Here is a 24,313-nt window from a genome sequence, read left to right on the forward strand (position 1 = left end):
GAAATGCCACCAGGTTAAGGATAATTTGGCATTTTCAAATTTTCAAATCCTCAAATTTTCAAATTGCTAAAAGCCTCGCCACAAACATCGTATCCGCCTTATGCTCATAGCCCTTCAGCACCTTGCTCTCCTCCAGTTTCAATCCTAACTCTTTTACCAGGTAATCAACCACATCCTCATTCTCGCCTTTAAAGGCCGAGCAGGTGATGTAAATAAGCGGCTTACCGGGTTTAAGGTATTTCACCACGTTTTGGGCAATCCCTTTTTGCAGGCGCTGAAAAAACTCGATTTTAGCCGGCATAAACTGGGCTATCATCTCGGGTGTGCGGCCCCAGGTGCCCGAACCACTACAGGGGGCATCAAGGATGATTCCATCAAATTCGTAATCGTGCAGGGTTTGAGCGATATTGGTGGTTAAATCCAGTACCTTTTTCTGGTACTTGGTTAGGCCGGCTAACTGGAAACGCTCATCCAGGTTGGCTAAAACCGATTCGCGGATATCTGATACTACCAGTTTAATATTGGGTTCGTCCTCGTGCAGTAATAACGACTTACCGCCCGATGCTGCGCAGGCATCCCACCAGCTATCCCAGCGCTGGGGCCTGAAAAAATCGCCGGTTTGCTGCGAGGAAAGGTCCTGCACCTCGAACCAGTTTTGTTTTGGGAAGATGGTTTCGAGCCTCGTTCCGTTAGGCAAAGCGTAACAGCCGTTGCCTTCATCTTTAAACACAACTCCGGCTTTATTCAGTTCGGCTTTCACCAGGTGATCGTATCCATTGCGCACCCGGATAAATAAATCGGGCTGGCAAAAAAATGATTTCAGGAATGCATCTTTATCAATGCCTGCCGAGATCTGTGATGTCCAGGGGAAAACATCTTCCAATTTAAATGCAGGGTATGCTGTTTTTATTAGCGCAAGCTTATCATCAATAGTAAAATTAATGCAAGCCGCCCAATCGGGCTTAAAATGCAGTAAAAATGAATTGCTTTGGGTATTGCACAAAAATTCCGCAACTATCAGTCTTTCATCAGTAGCTAAATTGGGGAGTGCCTGCCCCAGGCGAAAATAGCTGTATACCAGGCGACTGGCCACCCGCCGGTCGGTTGATCCCATTTGCTTGTTTTGCCTGTAAAAGCCTGGTAAAAATTTACTTAAGGGCGTATCAACCGGGTACTCCCCTATTATGCGCTGAAACGTTTTAAGCTGGTTTATCGCCTTCATTCTACCTGTTTAAGCTCAAAGTTAGCATACATTAACACATTTACATGGGTATTTACCCATCCCAGTCCATTTTTCTTAATAAAGTGAAACTGATTGTGCAGGCCTGTATAATCGGCTTTGTCCAATGCCGCGAAATTATTATCAATCAATTGGCGGCCAAAGTACATGCCCTCGTCAAAGCCCTTAATGGCAAAGTCGGTAGGCTCAACATGGTAAACACGGTGGTAAACCCGCACAAATTCCATATTGGCGTCTGATTTATAGTCAATTTGATCGGCCGATGTTATGTGGGTTTTCAACCGTTGCAAAATATCTATTTTCAAAAAATTAAACTTCTCCCAGCTTGGGTGTCCAAACAAGGTTACGGGATAATGCCTGTTTAAAGTATCCAGCGATTTTAAGGTAACCGATAAAAATGCCTGGTCGGTAGCCGCTACCACAAATATGTTTTGTTCTTTTTTTGACAACTGTGGTATCAGCCCGCCTAACTGGCCTTTTGAGATGGTAACGATAATAACCTTAACCTTTTTATTGCTCAAGCTATCAGTGGCATTTTTAAAGCCCCGCACGTAATCCTGCTCCTGGCTAAAGCCCGACCGCAGGATAAAAATCTTTTTAGGCTTTAGTTTATCGTTGATATACTGCGCAGCACCCCAGCCATGATACTCCAAGGGGGGCATTACCGTAATTAAATTATTGCTGTTGATGGTGGCCGGAGATGCAGGAGAAAGCGGCGAAACAACGGGCGATTTAGTATTGAGCACCGCGGTAAAAACTTTCATCCCGTCAGGAAAAACCGGACCCACAATCAGGTCGCTGTTTTTGATGAGGGGATTAAAACCGAGGCTATGCGCCTGCGCGCCCTCGTCTTTTGAATCGTACAGCCGGAGCTTGAAATTGGCTCCGCTGGCCGTAAGCGAGTCCAGGGCCAATTTAAAACCCTGGTAATACTCCACGCTCATGTTGGCCTTGGTTAAGCCGGGCGAAGTATACCTGGCGCCGGGTTTCAGGTGATCTAAACCCAGCGGCAATACCATAGCAATGGTTAAAGGCTTGGCACTTACGGGCTTTACAGGTGGCTTTTCGGCAACCTTTGGCTTTTCGGCTTCTGTGTCAGTTGGTTTTTTAACAGGCGCTACCTGCCGCACTTTTGGCGAACATGCAGCCAGTACCAGCGCCGTTATAAAAAACAGTAACCATTTATTCCCACTCAATTGTAGCAGGTGGTTTCGAACTGATATCATATACTACCCGGTTAATTCCTTTTACGTTGTTAATGATCTCGTTACTGATCTTGGCCAGCAAATCGTACGGTAAATGGCACCAATCGGCTGTCATTCCATCCAACGATTCAACAGCACGCAGGCAAATTACGTTCTCGTAAGTACGCTCATCGCCCATTACTCCTACCGATTGTACCGGTAAAAATATTGCACCTGCCTGCCAAACTTTATCGTAAACACCGTAACTGCGTAAATTGTTGATATAAATCGCATCAGCCTCCTGTAATATAGCAACTTTTTCTGGCGTAACATCACCCAGTATCCTGATAGCCAGGCCCGGACCAGGAAAAGGGTGCCTGCCTAAAATATTAGGATCGATACCCAATGCTTTGCCAACACGCCTAACTTCGTCTTTAAACAGGGTGTTTAAAGGTTCAACTACCTTCAGCTTCATAAAATCAGGCAGTCCACCAACGTTATGGTGCGATTTGATAGTAGCCGATGGCCCTTTAACAGAAACCGACTCGATAACATCAGGGTAAATGGTACCCTGGCCAAGCCATTTTACATCCTGCACCTCGTGTGCTGCATCATCAAAAACTTCAATAAATACGCGGCCGATGGCTTTACGTTTCTTCTCGGGGTCATTTAAGCCGGCCAGCGCATCGTAAAAGCGTTGTTTGGCATCAATACCTTTTATATTTAAGCCCATGTGCTTGTACGAGTCGAGCACCTGCTCATACTCGCCTTTACGCAGCAGGCCGTTATCAACAAAAATACAATGCAAATTGGTACCAATGGCATGGTGCAGCAATACAGCCGCAACAGACGAATCAACTCCGCCTGATAAGCCTAAAACTACTTTATCATCGCCCAGTTTCTCTTTTAAAGCGGCAATGGTAGTTTCAATGAACGAATCTGGTGTCCAGTCCTGGTGGCAGCCGCAAATATCAACCAAAAAGTTTTGCAGCAATTGCTTGCCATCAATACTGTGGGTAACTTCGGGGTGAAACTGGATGCCATAAGTTTGGGTGCCCGTAACCTGGTAAGCCGCAACCTTCACGGTATCGGTACTTGCAATAACCTCAAAATTATCGGCAATGCGCGCGATGGTATCCGCATGCGACATCCACACCTGTGAATTTTCGGGAATATTTTTAAACAGCGGGTTTTCGCGGTTAACGTAATCTAAATTAGCACGGCCATATTCGCGGGTGCTTGATGCCAACACCTCGCCACCATGAAAATGGGCTACATACTGCGCCCCGTAACAAACCCCTAAAATTGGGCGGGTGTCATGAAATTGCTCAAAATCAAAGCGTGGCGCATCCTCCTGCCTTACAGAATAAGGACTGCCGGAAAGGATGATACCTTTTACAGTGCTGTCAATTTCGGGATAATGATTAAAGGGGTGGATCTCACAGTAAATATTGAGCTCCCTGACACGGCGCGCTATAAGTTGGGTGAATTGCGAGCCAAAGTCAAGAATGAGGATTTTTTCTTGCATGGGCAAAGATAGGATTTTGATATGAGATGTGAGATATGAGATTTGAGATTTTTGGATGGCGGTTTTGATTTCGGATTTGGGAATTGGGATTTCGGATTTTTTTAATTGATGAGTTTTGTCTGAACCTGGATTAAGCAGATTTATCGAATTCCACAGATTTTAAAATGCAACGCAATCAAAATCCAAAAAAATCTGATAAATCCGACGAATCCCGGTTCAGATAAACTCATCTGCACATCTAAAATCTGGATATCTGCACATCAAAAAATCTTGATACTTGATACTAACTACTTGATACTTTATTACGGTGTTGCCTGCGGCCGGGCTTTACACTCATACTGCACAAGCCTTAGCCACATTGGCCGGTATCCGTTTCAATCCCTAACACAAATTTAAGTGTTCGGATTTCACTTTATTTTGAGTTGAAATTCGTATTTATATAAATACATTTATAGGCCGCCATTTACTGTGGTCAAATTTATTTTATGATTAATAACGAAATCGCAACTAAACTTAAATCAACCAAATCCTCGGATAGGCGACAGGCTGCAAAAGCTATCGGCAAGCTTAAAATTAAACAAGCAGGTGAACAACTTTTTGACGCATTTTTAAAAGAAAAAAAAGATCTCAGGACCTGGGAAACCAAAGTAGAAATGATTTTGGCCTTGGGGTTAATTGAATATAAGGCAGCACTTTCAGAAATGGAAATGATTACTAAAGCTAATTTACCGCACGATATGGTGACCTACGCCGCCGCAATTACATTCGTCCGTTTGAAACGAGAAACGTTGGCTGACTCTTCTCCTGCCATTCAGTTGCTAACATTCGGGAGATTATCTGTAGTAACGGGTGCATTGATCCCCATTGGGAACGACAGAATGATACCCTCAGACAATGAGATTTGTGAATTAATTAATTTGAGTTGGGACCTCCATCAACACCCAGATCGCGTTGGATTATCGAGCGGCTACTTAGACCCAAGATATGGCTTAGCACTTGCCTGCGCGGGGTGGAAAAAAGATTTAACACTTCCATTCTTAAACCATTGCGTTGCAACATCAGGAAAAGATGGTACAATTAAATCTGTAGCAGAATTGGCTTTAAAAGGGAAGTATGGTAAATCACGTTAGTTATCTTCAAAACACCAACTACTCCCCTTCCCTTTTCACCAACAAAACCTCATCGCCATCCAGCAACAAATATCCATACTCGTAGCAAAACATATAAGTCGACCCTGTTTTGGTTTGATAGACACTTGTGATATGATCAAAATCAAAACCCTTAGCTGCCATTTTTTTGCGGGTGGTTTTGGTTTTGCCGGTGGGGTTTAGCTCTTCCATTACCCGGCGGTTGCGGCGTAATATGTTATTGATATTGCGCACCAGGTTATAGCTGTTGCTATTAAGCTGGTTGTTGTAATTGTTTCGGCATAGGTCGTTACAGAATTTTTTATCAGCCCGGCCATGCAGGGGTTCGCCGCAATCCAAACAGTTTCTTTCCTGGTTCATGATATAAAGTTAGGCAATTATTTATCCGTTTGCAAACGCTTACAAATGGATACTATCGACTGTAAACGGTTATTATCCGGTTAAATTTTCAGAGTCACTGCACCTTTGTATCGTTATCAAAACAACAGTAACATTAAAAAATAAAACGATGAACACATTAAAAAACAGTGTACGCCTTGTAGGCAACTTAGGTATGGACCCCGAAGTAAAAGTTTTTGACAGCAACAAAAAAATGGTGCGGGTATCCCTGGCCACTAACGAAAGTTATAAAAATGACAAAGGCGAAAAAATAACCGATACCACCTGGCATAACCTGGTATTTTGGAACACTACAGCCAAGCTTGCAGAAGATTTGCTTAAAAAAGGCGATGAAGTAGCCATTGAAGGCAAACTGGCCAACCGCAATTACGTAGATAAAGACGGCATTAAACGCTACGTATCTGAAATTGTGGTAAACGACTTTTTGAAAGTTGGCGCAAAAGGCTGAAGAGCAAAACCGCAAACCAATCCCCGGTGGCCGAAGAACTCAAAGCACCTGATGCAAGTATTGATGAAGAGAAAGCCAAGGAAGTAAAAAAGGTTTCGGGCCGCTGGTTTGTAGCACCGGTAAATAAAGACGATGAAAAATGACCCGACTTTATTTAATCGCGTTTACGATATCAATAATCAGCTGGATCAGGAAGCACCGCTTTGTTTGCTGGTCCTGGCTGATTATAACTGATGATTGCTTATTAGGTTTTTCGCGCCGGGATCGTCGAGGCCCAAAAAGAACAAGCAAATCCCTTTGCGCCTCTGCGTCTTTGCGCGAAATAAATCTTATCAATGTTAAAAGCTTTCCTGTGGCTTTTTGCTATTTGCGAACGTTCAAAAAAACGATTCCATGTTTTAGGCCGGGTCTGTAGGGGCTTTGAGTTTTGAATAGTATATTTGAATCCAATTATATCTACCAATATGGCCCCCGAGCAAGCCGCTATGTTTGAAACTGTATTTAACCAGATTGGTTTCCCCATGACTATTATTGAGCCCAACATACCCCGGTTTACTATAATAGCCATGAATGAGGCGCGGATAAGGGCAACTTCGATGACCGCAGAGCAAATGATTGGCAAGGATACCTTTGATGTTTTTAAACCCTGGGACAAAAACAGCGAAGAACAACTAAACCTGTTAAAAAACGGGCTCATTGAAGCCGTAGAACAAAAAAAATACGTTAAGCTCCCACTGCTCTATTTCGAAATTCCTGTACCCGGGGGTGCAACCGTTCAGGGTTGGGCGCAAACAGAAATTACGCCCATTTTTGATAGCGAAGGTAAGGTAGCATACCTGCTAAGTATTGCCAAAAATGTAACAGAACAGGAGCTGAACAAACTGGCCCTTGCAGCATCAAGGAAAAAAGAATTGGAGATGGCCGAAGAGCTTGCCAACGCCAATAATGAATTGCAAAACTTTAATGAAGAACTGCGTGCACTAAATGAAGAATTAGCTTGCACCAACGAAGAGCTTGCCGTTACAAACGAACAGTTATACACATCAAATGAACTGCTGGAACAATCGCGCGAAAGTTTGCAGCTGCTCAATACCGAACTGGAAGACCGCATTTTAAGGCGTACCAAAGCTTTAGCCGATAGTGAAACCCGTTTCAGAACAATGTTTGAAACCATATCGCAAATGGCATGGACTGTTAATAACAACGCCGAAGCAACCTTTTTTAACAAAAGATGGTACGACTATACCGGGCTTGATTTTGAAGCCAGCAAAGGATATGGCTGGAAAGAAGCGATGCATCCTGACGATGTGGAAGCAGCCCTTAACAAATTCAGGGATATGCAATTGGGCTTAAGTAATGGTGGCGGCATCGAAAACAGGATCAAAGGCACTGATGGCGTATTTCGCTGGCATTTAACAAGGATGGTGCCGGTTAAAAACGAAGAGGGCGAAACTGAGCTGTGGATTGGTACTGCCACCGAGATAAACCAACTTAAAGAACTGCAACAGCAAAAAGACGACTTCATTAGTATTGCCAGCCATGAGCTTAAAACTCCGATGACCAGCCTCAAAGGTTCGTTGCAATTATTGGAGCGGTTAACCAATAACCCCTCTTCGCCCATGCTGCCTAAACTGATAACTCAATCAAGCAGGAGCATGCACAAAATAACTGCCCTGGTTGAAGACCTGTTAAACCTGAGCAGGATAAACCAGGACCGCCTGCAATTAAGCAAATCAACGTTTGTACTTTCAAAAATAGTAAGTGCAGGCAGCAGCGAAATAAGGCTGGCAGAAGAATATAAGATAATAGCAACCGGCAATCTTGAATTGGAGGTATTTGCCGACGAGCACCAGATAGACCAGGTGTTGGTGAACTTTATAAACAATGCTGTTAAATACGCTCCGCGGTCGAAGGATATTATTGTTTCGATTGAAAAAATAAACGATATGGCCAGGGTTAGCGTAACAGATAAAGGACCAGGCATACACCCTGAAGAAGTAAAACGTATTTTTGAACGCTATTACCGGGTTGAAACAGCCGGCTTTCAAACAGGTGGATTGGGCTTAGGATTATACATCAGCGCCGAAATTATTAAAAAACATGAAGGGCAGATAGGCGTTGAAAGCGAACCGGGGAAAGGGAGTACTTTTTGGTTTACTATTCCAATAGCCTGAAATTCGAGGACCTCATTAATTTCTTGAAGTTTATAATTGCACAGAAAGACCGTTTCAAGGTTATTTTGTCAATATAGCGTAGTGATCCCGGCCAATAGTCCTGTAAAACTTATATTTAAACCTGGCCCAAAAAGAATTTATTTTATAGGAAAGGGAATTATTTTGCCAGTTGATGTCGAACTTTTTTTTTCCATTAAAATGATAATAAAAAGGCAATGCCACTTTGCAATGAAGTGTTGGCGGGTTATTTTCAACTATTTTCCGGTAATCGTCATCCAATGCACTTTTTGGATTATACTCAATTTCAATTATTGTAAGTGCTTTTGAAGCTTCATAAATAAAAAGGTTAATATCACACAGCTTGGAATATAATGTTAACAGTTGAGGCATAACATTGGCTAAATATTGTGGTTCCGTTTTATCAAATCTAAATTCCCTGGTCTTCTCTATACGACCAATCCCCGCCGCTTCTTGATAATTTGTAATAAAATACAAACAGCTATCTGAAATTGTATTCCATGTCATATCACGGGTCATAGCAAGCAAACTAACCGTCGCTTCGGCTAAATGCTGCTCCAATGTATCTTTTGTGATTACTTTTTTGTCGAACATTTGATATGGTTTACCTTCCACCCTTCACTTCCTCGCCATACATCTCTGTTTCGTTAACCCGCATATAAACGGTTTTTTCGACAATATTGTGTATCACCCCATCCAGTTCACGGGCTGTGGTGTCAAGGTGGGCAACTATTTCTTTATTCAAAGGATTTTCCATATCATCCTTGTCGAATAAATTTACCAGGCCGAGGATGGTAGCTACCGGTCGCCTGAGTTCGTGCGAGCTAATGTTGGCGATGGATTGCAGCCTGTTGTTCTGGTCAAGTATATTTTCTTCGTTTCTTTTACTTTCTATCAAAACCCGCAAAATATTTACCGTACGTCCAATCAACTGTAGTTCACTATCCTTAGGCTCGCGCACAGTGTTATAATAAATACCAAACACCGCCAAAACCTTCGACCCTTTTGAACTGATAACCGGGGTAGACCAACACGCTTTTAATCCAAATTGTTTAGCTAATCCGGCATAGTCGGCCCAAAGTGGGTCGTTTTCAATATCGCTCACAATAACCTGGCTCCGGTGAAAAACCGCCGTACCACATGAGCCCACATTTGGCCCCACCGAAAGATTTTCGATTGCGTCGCAATACGTTTTGGGTAATTGTGGGGCGGCAAGGTTATGTAATTTATCCTCCACATCATCAACCTCTAAAACCGAGCAAATCATTTCAGGAAAAATACCCTCAATTCCCATTAACAATTCATTCGCGGTTTGAGCAAGGGTATACCTCGAGGTGGTATTTAATTCTAACACCTTCTTTTCCAGCGTTAAAACCCATTGCTGAATCATTATTTCGGTAATATCCCTTATAAAAACAGCTAACCTGTTATGGTACGGATATACATTCATTCGCAACCACGAATTACAAAATGTATTCAGATACTGTACCTGTAATGCTTGTTCGCTGGCCAATGATCGCTGTAACTCATCTATTACCCTGGGTGTTAAACCCAGGCTTTTGATGTATGTAAAGCGAGATGACCTTATCTGGTTTTCATCCAGATTGGTCATCACCTGGAAGGCAGGATTGAAGGCTAAAACATTCCACCCGGTATCAAGTACTATGAAACCCTCGGTAAGGCTTTGAATGGTATGTTGCACAATATCATCACTTGTGGCGCCAGATTTGGCAGGAACGCCAATCACCACGTTACCGGTTGAATAAATAAGGCCATCGTCATTCAGTAAGATAGACCATGTTACGCTATAGTAACATCCATCCTTAGCTTTAACGCGGCTCTGATATCCTATTAACTGTTTATCTGCAACTAACCTGCCTACTGATTCTTCTCTGCGTTCCTTATCCGCCGGGTGGCAAATATCTGCAATATTTATTCCATGCAGTTCGGCCTCGGTATAGTTAAATAATTGCCGGAAGGATGGGTTGGTATGTAATATTACACCACTCATATCCATCACAAAAAATATATCTTTTGAGTGTGTAAAAAAGGATATGAATCTTTTATCCATAGCAGGCTATTATGGCATATTTTACTATATCTAAGTTATAAAATATTTACAATAACCAAATATTAATTTAAGGGGTGCTTACAGCAACCGGCAAAACCTTACCGTTAAAAAACCGATGACCGGTAAGCGCAAAATCGGCCACGTATTTTCCCATTTCAAATGCCAGTACAGGCGATTCATAACCGGGAAAAGCCTTTTCCAGCATCTCAGTTTGTGCCGATCCTAATGCCAGACAATTCACTTTAATATCCTGACCGGCTAATTCCTGGGCTAAACACTCGGTTAAAGTATGCAATGCCGCTTTACTTGCCGAATATGCCGCCAACCCCGGAAACTTAGCGCTGCCCTGGTAGCCGCCCATACTGCCAATATTTACAATATGGCCGCCACCCGGCACCAATGGCAATAAAGCTTGTATAATGCGTACATGCCCAATAAAGTTACTTTGCAGCATTTCTACAAAATCAGTTTCCTGCAGTTCGGCAAAAGGCTTATTAATAAGTACACCGGCGTTGTTAATTAAAATATCAACCCGGTTATCAAAGTTGGCTTCAATAAACTGAAGCAGGCCTTCGTAATCATCATGTACAATATCAAACGTAAGAGCGTATAACTGGCAATCGGGGTTAAGGCCATTGGCAATTTCCAGCAAACGCTCCAGTTTATCCTGCGAGCGCGCCAGGGCTATTACTTTATGATTACCGGATAGTATCAGTTCAATTACAGCTTCAAATCCTACGCCGCTGCTGGCGCCTGTTATAATAATGTTCATAAGTGTCAGCCCCTATATATTTAAGATCATTGCGAGTACCCATCAGGTAAAATCCGAAAAAACCACTGAGACGTGCAACGAAATATAGTTAAGTCAATGCCTTAAAGTACCGTCATTGCGAGGTACGAAGCAATCCCCGATGTGCTAAGTCCCACATAGTTTGGGATTGCTTCGTGCCTCGCAATGACGCGCTTGTAAGTTATTGATTGTCAATATCAAATATCCGTCATTGCGAGGCACGAAGCAATCCCCGACATGCTAAGTCCCACATAGTTCGGGATTGCTTCGTGCCTCGCAATGACGGTAGTTTAGAACATTCGTTTAACTATATCCGTTGCACGTTATAACGATTTTTTTCAGGTTTTACCTGATGAATACCCGCAATGACGGGTAGTTTATAGTACCTCGATTTAACTATATTTCTTTGCGCCTCATAACGATTTTTTCGGGTTTCATCTGATGGTTACTCGTATGTCGTAGCTTTATTGTTATCGCCGGCCTAAAATACCAATTTTTGCTCAACCGGGTGCGCTATAAGGTAAAAACCATCGTCAATCAGTTTTTTTAGTTCGGGCTGATCTTTTGCCTTTTGTTGCAGAAAATTGCGGATGTCGGATGCCAATAACGGCTCAATATCCTCATGTTCCAGAAGTTCAAGTATTTCCAGGGCGCAAAGCCAGTCGTCATGATGGTCTTTTTGCAGCTTGAGCCAAACGTTACCTAAAAAACCATAATCGCCTTGTTTTTGGCGGCAATCCCTAACTTGTTTGTACAGTTTGTGCAGCTCCTTGTTTTTGAAATCGTATTCTACATGATGGGTTGCTGTTTTTGATTTATAAACAGCATCTTCAAAAGCTTCTTTATCGGCGGCGCCGCAAAACACCGACGTTACCTGTTGGCCAACGGCCATATCATAAACACCCCACGATGGGTCGAACAGTACAGTATCGTCTTTATCCGTTACCGTACAGTCTGTAAAAGTAATAAGGCACGTTTTGCCTTCATTTTCCAGGATGCTTTTTACTATCCCTTTCACCGTAATACCACTTTCAAAATTCAGCACCGCATTTTGGTTTATACTGATGCCGGTATTTTCCAATTGCATTGCATTCAAATCTTCAATCGGGCCAAGGTTTTTTAGCTTGCCAACAGGCGAGCTAAAGCCGTTATGATGATAGCTTTTGCCATGACCCTTATGTTGTTTATTATTTACTGCCAAAGCTGTAGATCCTGCGGTTTTGATAAAACAGGGCTGGCCATCTTTATCTACCTTAAATTCGGCAACCGTGCCCGAAACCTGCAGGCCCGAGCTATAAACTACGGTACAGGTATTTTTGCTTTCAACAGCCTTACCCAAACCATATGCGCCCCCTCTGCGGAAGGCCATGGTATTGGCAAATTCCTCCAGCACATCTATCAGGTTTTGAAATGTTGGCGTTACAAAAAGCTGCGGCTGTGTTTTGGTAATATCATAACTATAATTCACGGCATCTATGGTATACCAAAGTTTTTTTACCCCGGCCATCATACAGCTGGCACTTTCGCCTATTGACGATAGCAGGCCCGCCCCGTATATCTTCGGGTTTTCGAGTGTACCTATCAGGCCATATTCTACCGTCCACCAATGCAGGCGGCTAAGCAGTGCCATTTCTGAAGGTTCGCCCATATTTTCCTGCCGGTGGGCCAACAATTCTTCGGCCTTTTTGATCTGCTCGGGGTCGGCGTCGGGCATTTCTTTTAATATTGATAAAGCCCTTATGGCTTCATAAAGTTCAAAATCCTGTGCCGAAAACATCGCTTTTGCCCCTATCGAGCCAAAATAGCTCAAATACTCGTGGTAGTCCTTATCGGCAATAATTGGCGCATGCCCTGCCGATTCGTGGATAATATCGGGGGCCGGTGTATACTCAATATGTCGCGATTGCCGGATATCGGCAGCAATAACCAGCACCCTGCAGGCCTGGTATTCCATGAAGGCGGCCGGCGGTATAAAGCCATCAACAGTAACCGCGCCCCAGCCTATTTTAGCCAGGGCATCGTTCATTTCCTGCAAATCGGGTATCCGTTCGATGGTAAGGCCGGCTTTGGTTAAACCGGGAATGTAGGGATAGTAGGCTACATCTTTAAGATAGCTATAATTTTGCCTCATTACATAGCGCCAAACCGCGTGGTCAATAGGCGTGTAATGCTCGTAGTGCTGGTCGACTATAAATTGTTTTAAATGACCGGGCAATGCCGCAACCTGCGGATTATTAAAATCATTAAAATGGCTCATGTACGTTGGGTACGGTTTATAACAGAACGTAAAATTAGGAAATAAGGTTTAATAAACCTGTCTATTTTTCTTCAATATCGGGCAAACCAGCCTGCAGTTTATCGGTACGAAAAACGTAATACACACCCAATAAGGCTACTACGATAGATATAAGTAAAAACGTGAAACTTAAATAAAGAGCCATATCCTCGGTAAGGTGAAATGGCTTGGCCAGGTTTAAAAAAATAGCGTCGCGTACGCCGCCGCCGCCTAAACCAAATGGAATCACAGATGCAAAAGCAGATATGAGAAACGAAAGCAGGTAAGGTGCAAATTTGCCGGTAAAATCCTGGGCAAGCAGTAAACATACAATGCACAGCAACTGCATGGATTGTACGCCGATAGCCTTTAAATGCGCTGCAAAAAAATTATGAGTATACTCTTTGAAAAATTTGCGAACAACTACATAATATACAACAGAGCCAACAACCAGCAAAGTTATCGGAATTTTTAAACCTACCAGTATACTGATGTGCGGTATTAAAATAATAAGTGCAACGGTGATAACGCCTATAGCCCAAAAGCCGCTTAGTCTATCGAACAAAATAGCCCAGAATACTTTTTTGGTGGGTAGTTTATATTTTTTGTGCAGCAGGTAAATTTTATACCCATCGCCACCTATACCGCCGGGTAGTAGTACATTATAACACAGGCCTAAAAAATACAGGCGTAAATTAAAGCGATAATCAAGCTTTAAGCCTATCGACTTAAAAAAGCTCAATAACCGCCAGGCCGAAAATAACATTGAACCGAAATAGCAAAGAATTGCGGCTGCCAGCCAGGCCCTGTCGGCATGTACCAACCTGTACTTTATTTTGGCAAATGGTACTTTGCTAAAAACCCAATACAACAGGCCGCCGGTAACTACAATAATCAGGATAACTTTAACAACGCCCCAAAGCTTGCCTTTCCAGGTTTTATGTTCGGTGCCTTCGTCTATAATTTCTTCGGTATCTGTCATCTGGGTGCAAAGCTATGGTATTTTTTTATTTGGATATAACCGGCACGTTATTTAAAGGTAAAATCAAGTTTAAAGCTTTTTGTATAAAAGTTTAACAGGGAGGATATTTTTGTCGCGCAAAGACGGTAAGACGCAAAGCTTTAGTCAAAAAAATCAAGAACGATTTCCTAAAACAGCTATTTAAAACCAAGATTATTTTCCGCTCAAAGATGCAAGTCAAACTCCTTATTTTTCTTAGCGCCTTTGCGTCTTTGCGCGAGAAAAAACCGCGTTAAAACCGACACCCATATAACCTGCAAATCAAATCAGTGTAATCATATAATTATCGGCGCAATCATAAATTCATAATTGTTATTTTTGCGCAAATTTTTATAGGTATGAACAAAGTAAAAGTTGGCATTGTGCAAATGAGCTGTACTGCAGATAAGCAGCAGAACCTGCAAAAGGCCATTGTTAAAGTAAGGGAAGCAGCTGCTAAAGGTGCGCAGATTGTTTGCTTACAAGAACTATTTACCTCGCTTTATTTTTGCGATGTAGAAGATTACGACAACTTTAAACTGGCCGAAACCATCCCCGGCCCATCAACTGACGAATTGTCGAAAGTTGCTGCTGAGTTAAATGTGGTGATCATTGCTTCGCTTTTTGAGAAGCGTGCGCAAGGTGTATATCACAACACCACAGCTGTTTTAGATGCCGATGGCAACTACCTTGGCAAATACCGCAAAATGCATATCCCCGATGATCCGGGTTTTTACGAAAAATTTTACTTTACTCCCGGCGATCTGGGCTACAAGGTATTCAATACCAAATACGGTCGTTTAGGCGTTTTGATTTGCTGGGACCAATGGTATCCCGAAGCTGCCCGCATTACAGCGTTGATGGGTGCCGATATCCTGTTTTATCCAACCGCCATTGGCTGGGCTACCACTCAGGACGAGGCTACAAATATTGAACAATACAACGCATGGCAAACCATCCAACGTTCGCACGCGGTTGCAAATGGCATACACGTTGTAAGCATCAACCGCGTAGGCGAAGAAGCCGGCGTAAAATTCTGGGGCGGATCATTTTTTGCCAATCCGTTTGGCGCCATCATCCATCAAACATCACATGACCAGGAAGAAGTTGTTGTGCAGGAGTTGGATCTGGATAAATCTGATTACTACCGCAGTCACTGGCCTTTTTTAAGGGACAGAAGGATTGACAGCTATCAGCCGATAACAAAACGGTTACTGGACGAAGATTAATTTACCACCCTTTGTCATTGCGAGGAGGAACGACGTGGCAATCTCGTAGCTATGCATGTTTGCCCTGCCCGCTACGAGGTTGCCGCGCTACGCTCGCAATGACATAATGGGTATTTCATATACCAATTATGAGTCAAAAAATTTCTACTATACAAACTCCCGCTTCGCAGGGATTCGTCTTTCCCGCGGAATGGACACCACATACCGCCACCTGGCTTTCGTGGCCTCATAAAGAGGCTTCATGGCCGGGTAAAATAGATTTGATTTATCCAGCATACATTGAATTCATCAAAGTACTAACCAAAGGCGAATTAGTGCGCATAAACGTGGTTGATGAAAGCATGAAAGCCTCGGTAGCCTTCCAGCTGCAAAATGCCGGGGTTGATATGAGCAAAATTGAACTATTTGAATTTGCTACCAACGATGCCTGGTGTCGCGATCACGGACCGGCATTTTTGATAAACCCGGATACCAAACAAAAAGCTACTGTTGATTGGGGTTACAACGCCTGGGGCGGTAAATATCCGCCGTTTGACCTGGATGATGTAATCCCTACAAAAATTGGTTATCACTTTGGTTTGCCGGTATTTAACCCGGGGATTGTAATGGAAGGTGGCTCTGTCGATTTTAATGGCAAGGGCACTATTTTAACAACCACCGCCTGCCTGCTTAACAAAAACCGTAACCCACATCTTAACCAGGACCAGATTGAAGGCTACCTGCGTAATTTTTACGGTGCCGAACAAATTTTATGGCTGGGTGATGGTATTGTTGGCGATGATACCGACGGCCATATCGACGATATTACCCGTTTTGTAAATGAAGACACCGTAGTTACCGTTGTTGAAGAAAACAAAAACGACGATAACTATCATCTGCTGCAAGAAAACCTTGAAGCACTTAAAACCATGCGCTTGCTTAACGGTAAACAACTTAATGTAGTTGAGTTGCCAATGCCCGACGAAATAATTTACGAAGACACCCGTTTGCCGGCATCATACGCTAACTTCTATATCGCTAATTCGGCGGTGGTAGTACCTACGTACCGTTCGGCAAATGATGATAAAGCATTGCAAATCATCCAGCAATGTTTCCCCGGCCGCGAGGTTGTAGGCATTGATTCAACAGATATTATCTGGGGACTGGGTAGCTTCCACTGTTTGAGCCAGCAGGAACCTTCGGTTTGATGTGCAGGTGTGCAGATTACAGATGTGCAGATGAAAAAGTGTTGTGTTGCGAAACAGGTGAAACACTGTAAAATCACATATCACTATTAATCAACACATTACGAATTGTCATAATTTACAAACCGCAACAAAACCGCAACAATTATAACTTTTGGTAATAGAAAAACCCTTTTTTAAGGGCTTTTCTATTATAGGAACTTTCTTTACTACTTTGAAGCTAACCCGATCACTTGCTTATCCAGGTTCCAGCCTTCCAGCAATATGGTTGGGGTTACGTTACCTAATTTGGCTGCCGGGGCGGTTACCGATAGGGCTATGCTTTCATGCGGGGCCAGGGTAAAATAGTTACCTGTCCAGTAGCTTGGCATAATTTCTTCGCCGTTTTTCATTAGTTGCGGGCGTACAAAGAATGCCAGTTTATTTGATGTGTTGGTGAATTGAACGGTCCATTTACTTTCTACGGTACCTTTTTCGGTTTTGATAATTTTGGCGCTTACCTGTGCATGTTTCATATCGTTAAGCGTTTTGAATTCATCTGTTGCAGATAGCCAGTAAGCGTTGTGCGAAACCGCTTTGCCGGTTGAAGTTTTTAGGTTAAGTATTACAAAGCTTACACCTTGTGTACCTGCCAAAACATCCTTAAGCTGAATAATTTCCAGCACACCGTTTGTAGCCAAACCAACATGATCTAATTTGATAGATTTAATGAGCTTGCTATCGATATCAAAAACATCGGCTGTAGCGCTTAAACTACCTGTTGCATGGTGCGTTCGGTTAATAATAGACACGCTCGAATTATCGTAGTTATACTGGATATGCACAGGCTCACAGGCGTTTTGCATGCTGTAGTAGCCTGCATTTGGCTCCAGGTACCAGTCATAAATTTGCCAGATAACACTTGGGAGCGCAGCGTTCAGTTTCCAAAGCATAACACCACCTGTTTGGTTTAACTTATGGCCATCTGCCTCAAAAATCCCCTGGTAGCCAATGTAGTTCAAGAACTGCATCTTATCCGAAAAGTTGACGATGCTGCTTGGTGCACCATAGCGCTTTACCATTTCGTCATAGTACTTATCATACTGACCCGCGCCTGTGGCAGCATCATGATATCCCCAGGTATTATTTAAGGGGAAAGGCAAAGTTTTATCCCAGGTAAGGTTGGGAATTATTTTTGGCAGCGTGGTATAAGGTGGCTGCGATGGCAAACCAGTTTCGTCTTTAAATACCCAATCATGAGCCAAATTGGCCAGTTTGTAATATTCTTTAGGATCTTTCCAGGCATATGGGCCACCGCTATAAACGCCAGAAGGCATATCATCCGGCCACGAGCCCTTCCAACCTTCGGGTAGCTTGGCAAAGCCCGATGAACTTGGTATAAACGGACGGGTGCCATCCAGTTCAATGATATCGTTGCGCATTTTGTCGTACAATTCCTTACGGGCATGGCCTTCGTTCCCCCCGGTCCAAACCAACAGACTTGGGTGATTACGGATACGATAAATAGTACTCTGAACATTTTTGGTAAATACGTTGCCTTCCAAAGGCCAATCCGGCGAGCCTTTAAACTCACCCTGCGTATCGCCGGTGATCCAAAAATCCGACCATACCATCTGGCCATATTTGTCGGCTGCGTTCCAAAACGCATCAGGTTCGGTAACTCCACCGCCCCAAATGCGAACCAGGTTCACGTTGGCATTGCGGCACAGGTGCATCTCGTAATCATACCGGGCCGAATCGCGGTTCACCATCATATCGGGTACCCAGGCGCCGCCTACTAAATGTACCAACTTGCCATTTACATAAAACTGCCGGCGTACAAAGCCGTTCACTTTTTCGGCGTTTGACGATACCGTACGCACCCCAAAAACAAAAGTAGTATCATCGCTTATACCTTTGGCATCGGCATATTGCAGGCGAATACGGTATAAGTTGGCTTTACCATACCCATTGGGCCACCATAATTTAGGCTGATGAATAACCAGCTGGCTAATATTATCGGCGTTTAAATCAACCGCTGTACCCGAGTTTGCAGGAACGGAAAACGCCTGCGTAAACTGCACAGGTAAACCTGCAAAGTTTTCGGGTTTTATACTGATGGTTAGCTTACCTGCATTGGCAACCGAAGTATTGTTTGATAAAGTAAGTTTTAAAGATAGTTTAGCCGTACTGGTATCGGGCAGGTTTGGCAAATTGGTTACCAATTTTGGCCTTCCTATAGTAACTGCGCCCGTGGTCCGTAAAAAAACCGGCTGCCAGATACCCATATTACGATCCCGAACCGGGGGAATCCAATCCCAGCCGGCAGAGCAAAGCATGGTTACGTTTTTGCCGATATCGCCGGTAGGGCCTCCATTTTCGTAGAATGGGCCAAGGGCTTTTAACTGTTCCTTTGCAGGATAACCTGCGTAATCCAAGGGGTAAATTTTTACAGCTAACGCGTTCTCGCCACCGGCATTGATAGCTTTACTAACATCCAGGTTGTGCTCGGCAAACATGCCGGCCATCTGGGTGCTATCGGCAATTTGTTTGCCGTTTAAATACACTGCTGCGCGGTAGTTGATGCCCTTAAATATCAGCTGAAATTGTTTGCCCTTATCTGCCGCTGCAACTTTAAATGTGGTACGGTACCAGTAGGGCTTTCTCCATGGATTGGGATCATTGGGTAAATGACTGTATTGCTCCAGGTTATATTCTTTATTAAACTGATCTGATGCATCGGGGATCAGCATATTATTTAATCCCTGGTATGGATCGGGATAAATTTTATTGGCCACCAGCCCCGTTAACACGGTTGAAGGTACCCTAACCGGAAACCAGTATATGGACGAATGGTATTGGATACTTGATAACTCGGCACCGCTGGCGTTAATCAATGCCGAGGATTGCAAATCAAAGTTAACCAGTTTAACCTGCTTTACGGGGGCCGTTTGGGCCGACAAAAAGGCGGGAAAAACGCAGGCTGCGACAACACCAAATACCGCATTAATAGTTTTTTTCATCATAATGATTTTTTAACAGGGATGCCCACCGGCCATTCAATGAATAGGCATGGAAACACCCATTGGGCAATAATTAACAACGGTAAAACTAATTAACAATCGGCAGGATGATATTGTACTTATTTATCATTTTATCATACAAATGATACAAATACAACTTTCAGGGCCGCTTTTTGGTGGTATTGTGTAATACAGTGATGGGCGAATACATGTCCCAGTTAGGATTGTAGTCTTTTTGGTTGATAAGTCCTTTTGCGCCTACCGAAAAATTACCTAAAACGATATCCATGTTGCCATCGCCATCAATATCGTTCACATCCATGGCGAGCCAGCGGCCATAAGGATTAACCGGGATCTCGTGTACTTTAAATTTGCCAGGACTTACTTGTTCGTGGTAGGTAAAACCTTCAGTGGGATGGTATTTAAAATCGGGGAAGAAAGCGATAACGGCCAGGTCAAGGTCGCCGTCATGGTCAAAATCTGTGGCCATAGCCTTTGAGCATCCGTTGATATGGTAAAAATAGGTTTGCTTAAACTTCCAGTTGCCCTGGTTGGTAAAAATATATACCCCATGGTAGGGTTTAAATATAGGCGAGTAATCATTGTTATCGCCACAGGTATACAAAATATCCGGTTTGCCATCGTTATTAAAATCAATGAACTGGAAACTGCTCGATCCATAAACAGATGGAAAACGCACCAGATTTTGCGTGGTAAACCCTCCTTTTTTGTCATTCAGAAACAGCCACACACCCTCATCAGCCTGGGCAAACAGGCATACAATATCGGGCCAGCCGTCATGGTTGTAATCATCAATATAAAGCTGACTTGGCCCTGGCATTGCCCTGATGATTTTTTTTGTGAATTGATGCGCCGATTGTTGCTGCACCAGGAATAGGCCACCTTTATTGTGGCCGAATCCACAGGATACATAATCCATTAAGCCATCTTTATTAAAATCGGCATAAGCGCTTTTTACCGGCCTGGGCAAGCTGTCGGTAATTAAAACCGAATCTTTGCCCTTCATTTTACTGTTAAGGTTAAGGCTGATCAGTTTCCCTTTAAGCTGATCATTAGGGGGCAACACTCCGATACAGGTAATAACCGCGCCATTAGGATTTGCAACCGTTTTAAAAAAATCCGCATCAACTACCGGCGACTGGAATTTTTTGACAACTGTGGCGTTGAGGTTGCTATCCCATTTATAGAGCTTATCACCGGCTCCGCCAGTATAAAAACTTTTATCATTAGGGTTAAAAGCAACCATAGTTGTCATGGCCATACCATTGGTGGTATCTGCCTTTGCCGGCCGTTTTAAGCTAAAAATAGCCCAATCTTTCACCGCATTGGGCTTAGGGATAGCCAATTTATCGGGCGCAGCACTTTTGTAATACATTACAATCTTATGCCAATCGGCGTTTGATATGGCCGAGGATGAGTATACCAGGTAGTCGCCCATAAAGGGCCTTACACCAAACTTAGCTGCCATTGCCGGCAAAATACCCTTATCCCATGTTGCTTTATCAAGCAAAGATGCATCTGGCGCCTGGTGACAGGTGGAACAGCGCTTTTGAGCCAGTTGCTTGCCCTCCTCAATATACCTTTCATCGTCTGCCTGCCCATTATCCCTATTGCAACTGCCACATGTTGTGAGCGCAGCAAACAGCGCTATGATTAATGAATGGAAAAAAAACTTTTGTTTATTAATCATTTACACTTATCCCGTTTTCCGAAGCAGCTTTCAAAGCTTTGAAGATAGACGCTTATTATATAATCTATTATAGTAATAACCTATTTTTTTGTATGATTTTCAAGCACAATCAGCGGCAAATTTCTATCCCATTGCGGTTGCAGGCCATGGATGAATTTAAACCCATCAGCGTAATTACCCAATATAATATCAACCTTCCCATCGTTATTTAAATCGGCTGTTTCCATGCACATCCAGCGGCCATATTTACTTACAGGCACGGCGTGCGGTTTAAAATCAAACGGTTTGTTTTGTTCAAAGTAGATAAACTCCTCATAGGCTGTGTTTTGCATATCTGCAAAAAAGGCTATCGTGGCAATATCAACATCGCCATCACCATCAAAATCAGCAGCAATTGCCTTGGTACAGCCATTTATAGGGTAAAAATATTTCTGTTTAAAGCTCCAGTCGCCGGCGTTGGTAAAAATATACAGGCCATGGTAGGGTTTTAAAATGCGCGAATCATGGTAATTATACCCACAGGTATAAACCAAATCAAGATTACCATCGTGATCCATATCAACCAACTGAAAACTGGTTGAACTGTTTGTCGGCGGGAAAGTAAGTAATTTTCTCGTCGTAAATCCGCCTTTCTGGTCATTTAGTAATAGCCATAGTCCCTCGTCACCTGTGCCAGTTAAAACCATCACATCAGGCCATCCATCTTTATTAAAGTCGCCTTTTAAAGCCTGCACCGATCCTGCTTTATTTAAAATAGGTTGTTGAGTATAGGTTTTGTCTTTATTTTGAACCAACAAATAAACGCCGCCCTTTTTATCGCCCTGCCCACATACTACAATGTCGTTCAGGCCATCTTTATTGAAATCGCCTACAATGGTTTGAACGGGCCGGGGCAAATCTGATGCTATATAAGTTTCAGAAGCGTGAACGTCCTTAGCATCAAGATTAAGCTTCACAATTTTCCCGTTAGGGAAATCAATTGGTGCCATGCGACCAATGGCCGATACAAAACCAATGTTACTGCCAGCTTCTTTATCAAAGCTGATATCAACGCCCGCTGAGGGCAGCGATGCCAGCGTATCGGCTTTTAAATTGCTATCCCAACCATATAATTTTTCATTAACTGCATCGGCACTGTACAACTTTTTGGTAGCCGGGTTATAGTTTATAGCGGTGGTAAAACTGGTTGAATTAAAGGGCGCTGGCTTTTTTAAAGTAAACCCAGCCCAGTCTTCAACCAGTGGCGTAGGTTTTTTGGCGGGTAACAATGTATCGGGCGCAAACTTTTTGTAATAATTAACAATAGCCAGCCACTCCAGTATGCTTGCGCCCGTAGTATCTTTAGCATCCTGTTTAAAAAATTGCCCTCCGTAAGTAGAAATTTTTAGCATAGGCGCCATACTTACCAACACGTGATTTATCCAAACATCCTTTGGCAAAGCATTTATGGGTGTTAATGCATGACATCTTGTACATTTTAATTGTACCAGGTTTTCGCCATCTAACTTTACATTACCGGTTAACTTATAGGGCTGACTTGTTTTGGGTTTGCAGCCATAAATCAACGTAGCAAACGATAATAAAACTGTAAATAAAAGCAGGTAAGTAGCCGCCAGGTATTTTGGTTTGAAGTACATATAAAGCGTTAAGTACCGTTATTTTTTAAGTTTAAGTTTCTTCCAGATGTATTCGCCAACCTGCCGGCCTTGTACAGCCCCCTGGTCAACACTGTTCCGATAGTGAATACCGCCGTAAAAACGACTTATAGATGTTTCGTCAGACGCTTTTAAAAACGAATCAAAATGACGCTGCATTCCTATATATTTTAAATCGCTGGTATCCTGATAAGCAAAATTATCGCCAAACAAGTGGGTAAGCATCACGGCAGATGCTGCGCTGATATCGCTATGTCCGCTTGGATACTCGGGGAATGGTGGCGTTTGCAGCATAGGCAGCCAGTCGTGGTCAATTTTATCGTTAATAACCGTAACCGGCCTTATGTAGTTGGTTTGGTATTTAACCTGCCATCCGCTTATAAAAGCATCAAATAAGGCTATAGAAGTAAGTGCGTATGCCTGCGCGGTTTTTATACCATCGGCATGGGTTTGTTTACAGGCAATAGCCGTAATACCAATCCAGTGGCCACCGGGGGTAATTTTTTTATTGGCAAACATCATGTGCCCATTGTGCTGAATTACAAAAGGGTTATCATCCCAAAAGCGGGCTATAGTAGTTTGCTCGGGGGTGATGTGTTTACTTAACTCGTACACCTCAACAACCTGCTTAAAATAAGGGCTGTTTTTGTCGTCGCTAAAAGCCGGGGGCGGTGGTAATTTAAATTGCGTTGAAGTATCAACAGCAAAAGTATGCATGGTACCCCAGCAAAACTCAACTCCATCAAGATAATCGGGGGCAGTTGGGCGCCATTGACCAGGGCCATCGTTACCCAAAAAACGAGGCTTGCCACGGGTTTGCGGGTAATTATCAACTGATGCGCGTTTAAGGATGAATTTACCTACCTGGGCGCCAAAAGCTATTGAACGCGAGTAAGTCGAATCATCAAGGTTATTCTTATACATAGCGTAAACCTTATCCTCGTATTTTTGCAACGTATCTACCGAGAAAGTAATTTTGTGTGCTACCGTAAAAAAAGCCTTGGTTGCGGCCAGTGTAAAATTGTATTTAAAATCTTTGTTGGGCTTAGGCGGTTTGCCAAAGCCCTTTAACTGGGCAGCTATTGAATTATAACTGGTATCAGCGTAACGCTCAGCTTCGTAAGCTGCCAATGTAGTATAGCCGTAAATCCGGCTTGCAACCGGAGGTGTAAACACATCATAAATAATAACCTGCGTTAACTGATCAACGTTATTATGTAGTACATCCGCGTCTTTTAACAAGGGCGTTGTTTTTTT

18 protein-coding genes are annotated in these 24,313 nt (G+C 43.1%); 5 read left to right on the top strand and 13 right to left on the bottom strand.

Going from position 1 to position 24,313, the window contains the following annotated elements; translation table 11 throughout:
• Window positions 1-58 precede the first annotated feature (58 nt).
• The 3 genes from AC1RM2_RS05520 to guaA are packed head-to-tail and all read right to left on the bottom strand — an operon-like array spanning window position 59 to window position 3,952.
• Window positions 59-1,222 carry an RsmB/NOP family class I SAM-dependent RNA methyltransferase gene (locus tag AC1RM2_RS05520; protein WP_492984003.1) on the bottom strand — a complete coding sequence of 388 codons (1,164 nt, stop codon included), beginning with the start codon at window positions 1,220-1,222 and terminating at the stop codon, window positions 59-61.
• Window positions 1,219-2,466 (bottom strand): ABC transporter substrate-binding protein, encoded by a 1,248-nt coding sequence (locus AC1RM2_RS05525; protein ID WP_492984004.1) that lies wholly within the window; start codon window positions 2,464-2,466, stop codon window positions 1,219-1,221. Before AC1RM2_RS05525 ends, AC1RM2_RS05520 begins: the two co-directional genes overlap by 4 nt.
• Window positions 2,423-3,952, bottom strand: coding sequence for a glutamine-hydrolyzing GMP synthase (gene guaA / locus AC1RM2_RS05530; protein WP_492984005.1), 1,530 nt, complete (start codon window positions 3,950-3,952; stop codon window positions 2,423-2,425). Before guaA ends, AC1RM2_RS05525 begins: the two co-directional genes overlap by 44 nt.
• Window positions 3,953-4,437: 485 nt before the next feature.
• Here guaA and AC1RM2_RS05535 point away from each other — a divergent pair, with 485 nt between their 5' ends.
• Entirely contained in the window at window positions 4,438-5,082 is a 645-nt protein-coding gene (locus tag AC1RM2_RS05535) for a hypothetical protein (protein ID WP_492984006.1), read from the top strand.
• 18 nt (window positions 5,083-5,100) lie between these two features.
• Here AC1RM2_RS05535 and AC1RM2_RS05540 read toward each other — a convergent pair whose 3' ends face one another.
• On the bottom strand, window positions 5,101-5,460 hold the full coding sequence (locus AC1RM2_RS05540) for a hypothetical protein (protein ID WP_492984007.1): 360 nt from the start codon (window positions 5,458-5,460) through the stop codon (window positions 5,101-5,103).
• Window positions 5,461-5,608: 148 nt separating this feature from the next.
• On the opposite strand from AC1RM2_RS05540, the gene AC1RM2_RS05545 reads away from it, so the two are divergent.
• Both AC1RM2_RS05545 and AC1RM2_RS05550 read left to right on the top strand, forming a co-directional pair.
• Window positions 5,609-5,947 (top strand): single-stranded DNA-binding protein, encoded by a 339-nt coding sequence (locus tag AC1RM2_RS05545; protein ID WP_492984008.1) that lies wholly within the window; start codon window positions 5,609-5,611, stop codon window positions 5,945-5,947.
• A 464-nt stretch (window positions 5,948-6,411) separates the two neighbouring features.
• Window positions 6,412-8,121: an ATP-binding protein gene (locus tag AC1RM2_RS05550; protein WP_492984009.1), complete on the top strand. Its 1,710-nt coding sequence runs from the start codon at window positions 6,412-6,414 to the stop codon at window positions 8,119-8,121.
• Between the two features lie 60 nt (window positions 8,122-8,181).
• Here the strand turns inward: AC1RM2_RS05550 and AC1RM2_RS05555 are convergent, their stop codons facing one another.
• From AC1RM2_RS05555 to AC1RM2_RS05575, 5 genes are all read right to left on the bottom strand, one after another.
• Complete coding sequence (locus tag AC1RM2_RS05555; RefSeq protein WP_492984010.1) at window positions 8,182-8,733, bottom strand: hypothetical protein; 552 nt, start codon at window positions 8,731-8,733, stop codon at window positions 8,182-8,184.
• A gap of 10 nt (window positions 8,734-8,743) precedes the next feature.
• On the bottom strand, window positions 8,744-10,210 hold the full coding sequence (locus AC1RM2_RS05560; protein ID WP_492984011.1) for a PAS domain S-box protein: 1,467 nt from the start codon (window positions 10,208-10,210) through the stop codon (window positions 8,744-8,746).
• A 67-nt stretch (window positions 10,211-10,277) separates the two neighbouring features.
• The gene (locus AC1RM2_RS05565) at window positions 10,278-10,982 is read right to left on the bottom strand and encodes an SDR family NAD(P)-dependent oxidoreductase (RefSeq protein WP_492984012.1); all 705 of its coding nucleotides are present in this window, start codon (window positions 10,980-10,982) and stop codon (window positions 10,278-10,280) included.
• A gap of 499 nt (window positions 10,983-11,481) precedes the next feature.
• On the bottom strand, window positions 11,482-13,257 hold the full coding sequence (locus AC1RM2_RS05570) for an aromatic amino acid hydroxylase (protein WP_492984013.1): 1,776 nt from the start codon (window positions 13,255-13,257) through the stop codon (window positions 11,482-11,484).
• A gap of 61 nt (window positions 13,258-13,318) precedes the next feature.
• Window positions 13,319-14,257, bottom strand: coding sequence for a lysylphosphatidylglycerol synthase transmembrane domain-containing protein (locus tag AC1RM2_RS05575; RefSeq protein ID WP_492984014.1), 939 nt, complete (start codon window positions 14,255-14,257; stop codon window positions 13,319-13,321).
• 377 nt (window positions 14,258-14,634) lie between these two features.
• On the opposite strand from AC1RM2_RS05575, the gene AC1RM2_RS05580 reads away from it, so the two are divergent.
• Window positions 14,635-15,504: a carbon-nitrogen hydrolase gene (locus tag AC1RM2_RS05580; RefSeq protein ID WP_492984015.1), complete on the top strand. Its 870-nt coding sequence runs from the start codon at window positions 14,635-14,637 to the stop codon at window positions 15,502-15,504.
• A gap of 128 nt (window positions 15,505-15,632) precedes the next feature.
• The gene (locus tag AC1RM2_RS05585) at window positions 15,633-16,691 is read left to right on the top strand and encodes an agmatine deiminase family protein (protein WP_492984016.1); all 1,059 of its coding nucleotides are present in this window, start codon (window positions 15,633-15,635) and stop codon (window positions 16,689-16,691) included.
• A gap of 206 nt (window positions 16,692-16,897) precedes the next feature.
• Here AC1RM2_RS05585 and AC1RM2_RS05590 read toward each other — a convergent pair whose 3' ends face one another.
• The 4 genes from AC1RM2_RS05590 to AC1RM2_RS05605 form a co-directional block, all read right to left on the bottom strand.
• The gene (locus tag AC1RM2_RS05590) at window positions 16,898-19,693 is read right to left on the bottom strand and encodes a glycoside hydrolase family 2 protein (protein WP_492984017.1); all 2,796 of its coding nucleotides are present in this window, start codon (window positions 19,691-19,693) and stop codon (window positions 16,898-16,900) included.
• A 157-nt stretch (window positions 19,694-19,850) separates the two neighbouring features.
• Window positions 19,851-21,401: an FG-GAP repeat domain-containing protein gene (locus AC1RM2_RS05595; RefSeq protein WP_492984018.1), complete on the bottom strand. Its 1,551-nt coding sequence runs from the start codon at window positions 21,399-21,401 to the stop codon at window positions 19,851-19,853.
• 80 nt (window positions 21,402-21,481) lie between these two features.
• Window positions 21,482-23,038: an FG-GAP repeat domain-containing protein gene (locus AC1RM2_RS05600; RefSeq protein WP_492984019.1), complete on the bottom strand. Its 1,557-nt coding sequence runs from the start codon at window positions 23,036-23,038 to the stop codon at window positions 21,482-21,484.
• An 18-nt stretch (window positions 23,039-23,056) separates the two neighbouring features.
• A complete protein-coding gene (locus AC1RM2_RS05605; protein ID WP_492984020.1) occupies window positions 23,057-24,298 on the bottom strand; it encodes a vanadium-dependent haloperoxidase in 1,242 nt (413 codons plus the stop codon).
• Window positions 24,299-24,313 lie beyond the last annotated feature (15 nt).

The sequence above is a fragment of the Mucilaginibacter sp. GW822-FHT03E02 genome, from assembly GCF_058801545.1.

Coding starts and splice junctions, on each gene's coding strand:
- AC1RM2_RS05520 (WP_492984003.1), bottom strand. CDS start 1,222: ATGAAGGCGATAAACCAGCTTAAAACGTTTCAGCGCATAATAGGGGAG.
- AC1RM2_RS05525 (WP_492984004.1), bottom strand. CDS start 2,466: ATGATATCAGTTCGAAACCACCTGCTACAATTGAGTGGGAATAAATGG.
- guaA (WP_492984005.1), bottom strand. CDS start 3,952: ATGCAAGAAAAAATCCTCATTCTTGACTTTGGCTCGCAATTCACCCAA.
- AC1RM2_RS05535 (WP_492984006.1), top strand. CDS start 4,438: ATGATTAATAACGAAATCGCAACTAAACTTAAATCAACCAAATCCTCG.
- AC1RM2_RS05540 (WP_492984007.1), bottom strand. CDS start 5,460: ATGAACCAGGAAAGAAACTGTTTGGATTGCGGCGAACCCCTGCATGGC.
- AC1RM2_RS05545 (WP_492984008.1), top strand. CDS start 5,609: ATGAACACATTAAAAAACAGTGTACGCCTTGTAGGCAACTTAGGTATG.
- AC1RM2_RS05550 (WP_492984009.1), top strand. CDS start 6,412: ATGGCCCCCGAGCAAGCCGCTATGTTTGAAACTGTATTTAACCAGATT.
- AC1RM2_RS05555 (WP_492984010.1), bottom strand. CDS start 8,733: ATGTTCGACAAAAAAGTAATCACAAAAGATACATTGGAGCAGCATTTA.
- AC1RM2_RS05560 (WP_492984011.1), bottom strand. CDS start 10,210: ATGGATAAAAGATTCATATCCTTTTTTACACACTCAAAAGATATATTT.
- AC1RM2_RS05565 (WP_492984012.1), bottom strand. CDS start 10,982: ATGAACATTATTATAACAGGCGCCAGCAGCGGCGTAGGATTTGAAGCT.
- AC1RM2_RS05570 (WP_492984013.1), bottom strand. CDS start 13,257: ATGAGCCATTTTAATGATTTTAATAATCCGCAGGTTGCGGCATTGCCC.
- AC1RM2_RS05575 (WP_492984014.1), bottom strand. CDS start 14,257: ATGACAGATACCGAAGAAATTATAGACGAAGGCACCGAACATAAAACC.
- AC1RM2_RS05580 (WP_492984015.1), top strand. CDS start 14,635: ATGAACAAAGTAAAAGTTGGCATTGTGCAAATGAGCTGTACTGCAGAT.
- AC1RM2_RS05585 (WP_492984016.1), top strand. CDS start 15,633: ATGAGTCAAAAAATTTCTACTATACAAACTCCCGCTTCGCAGGGATTC.
- AC1RM2_RS05590 (WP_492984017.1), bottom strand. CDS start 19,693: ATGATGAAAAAAACTATTAATGCGGTATTTGGTGTTGTCGCAGCCTGC.
- AC1RM2_RS05595 (WP_492984018.1), bottom strand. CDS start 21,401: ATGATTAATAAACAAAAGTTTTTTTTCCATTCATTAATCATAGCGCTG.
- AC1RM2_RS05600 (WP_492984019.1), bottom strand. CDS start 23,038: ATGTACTTCAAACCAAAATACCTGGCGGCTACTTACCTGCTTTTATTT.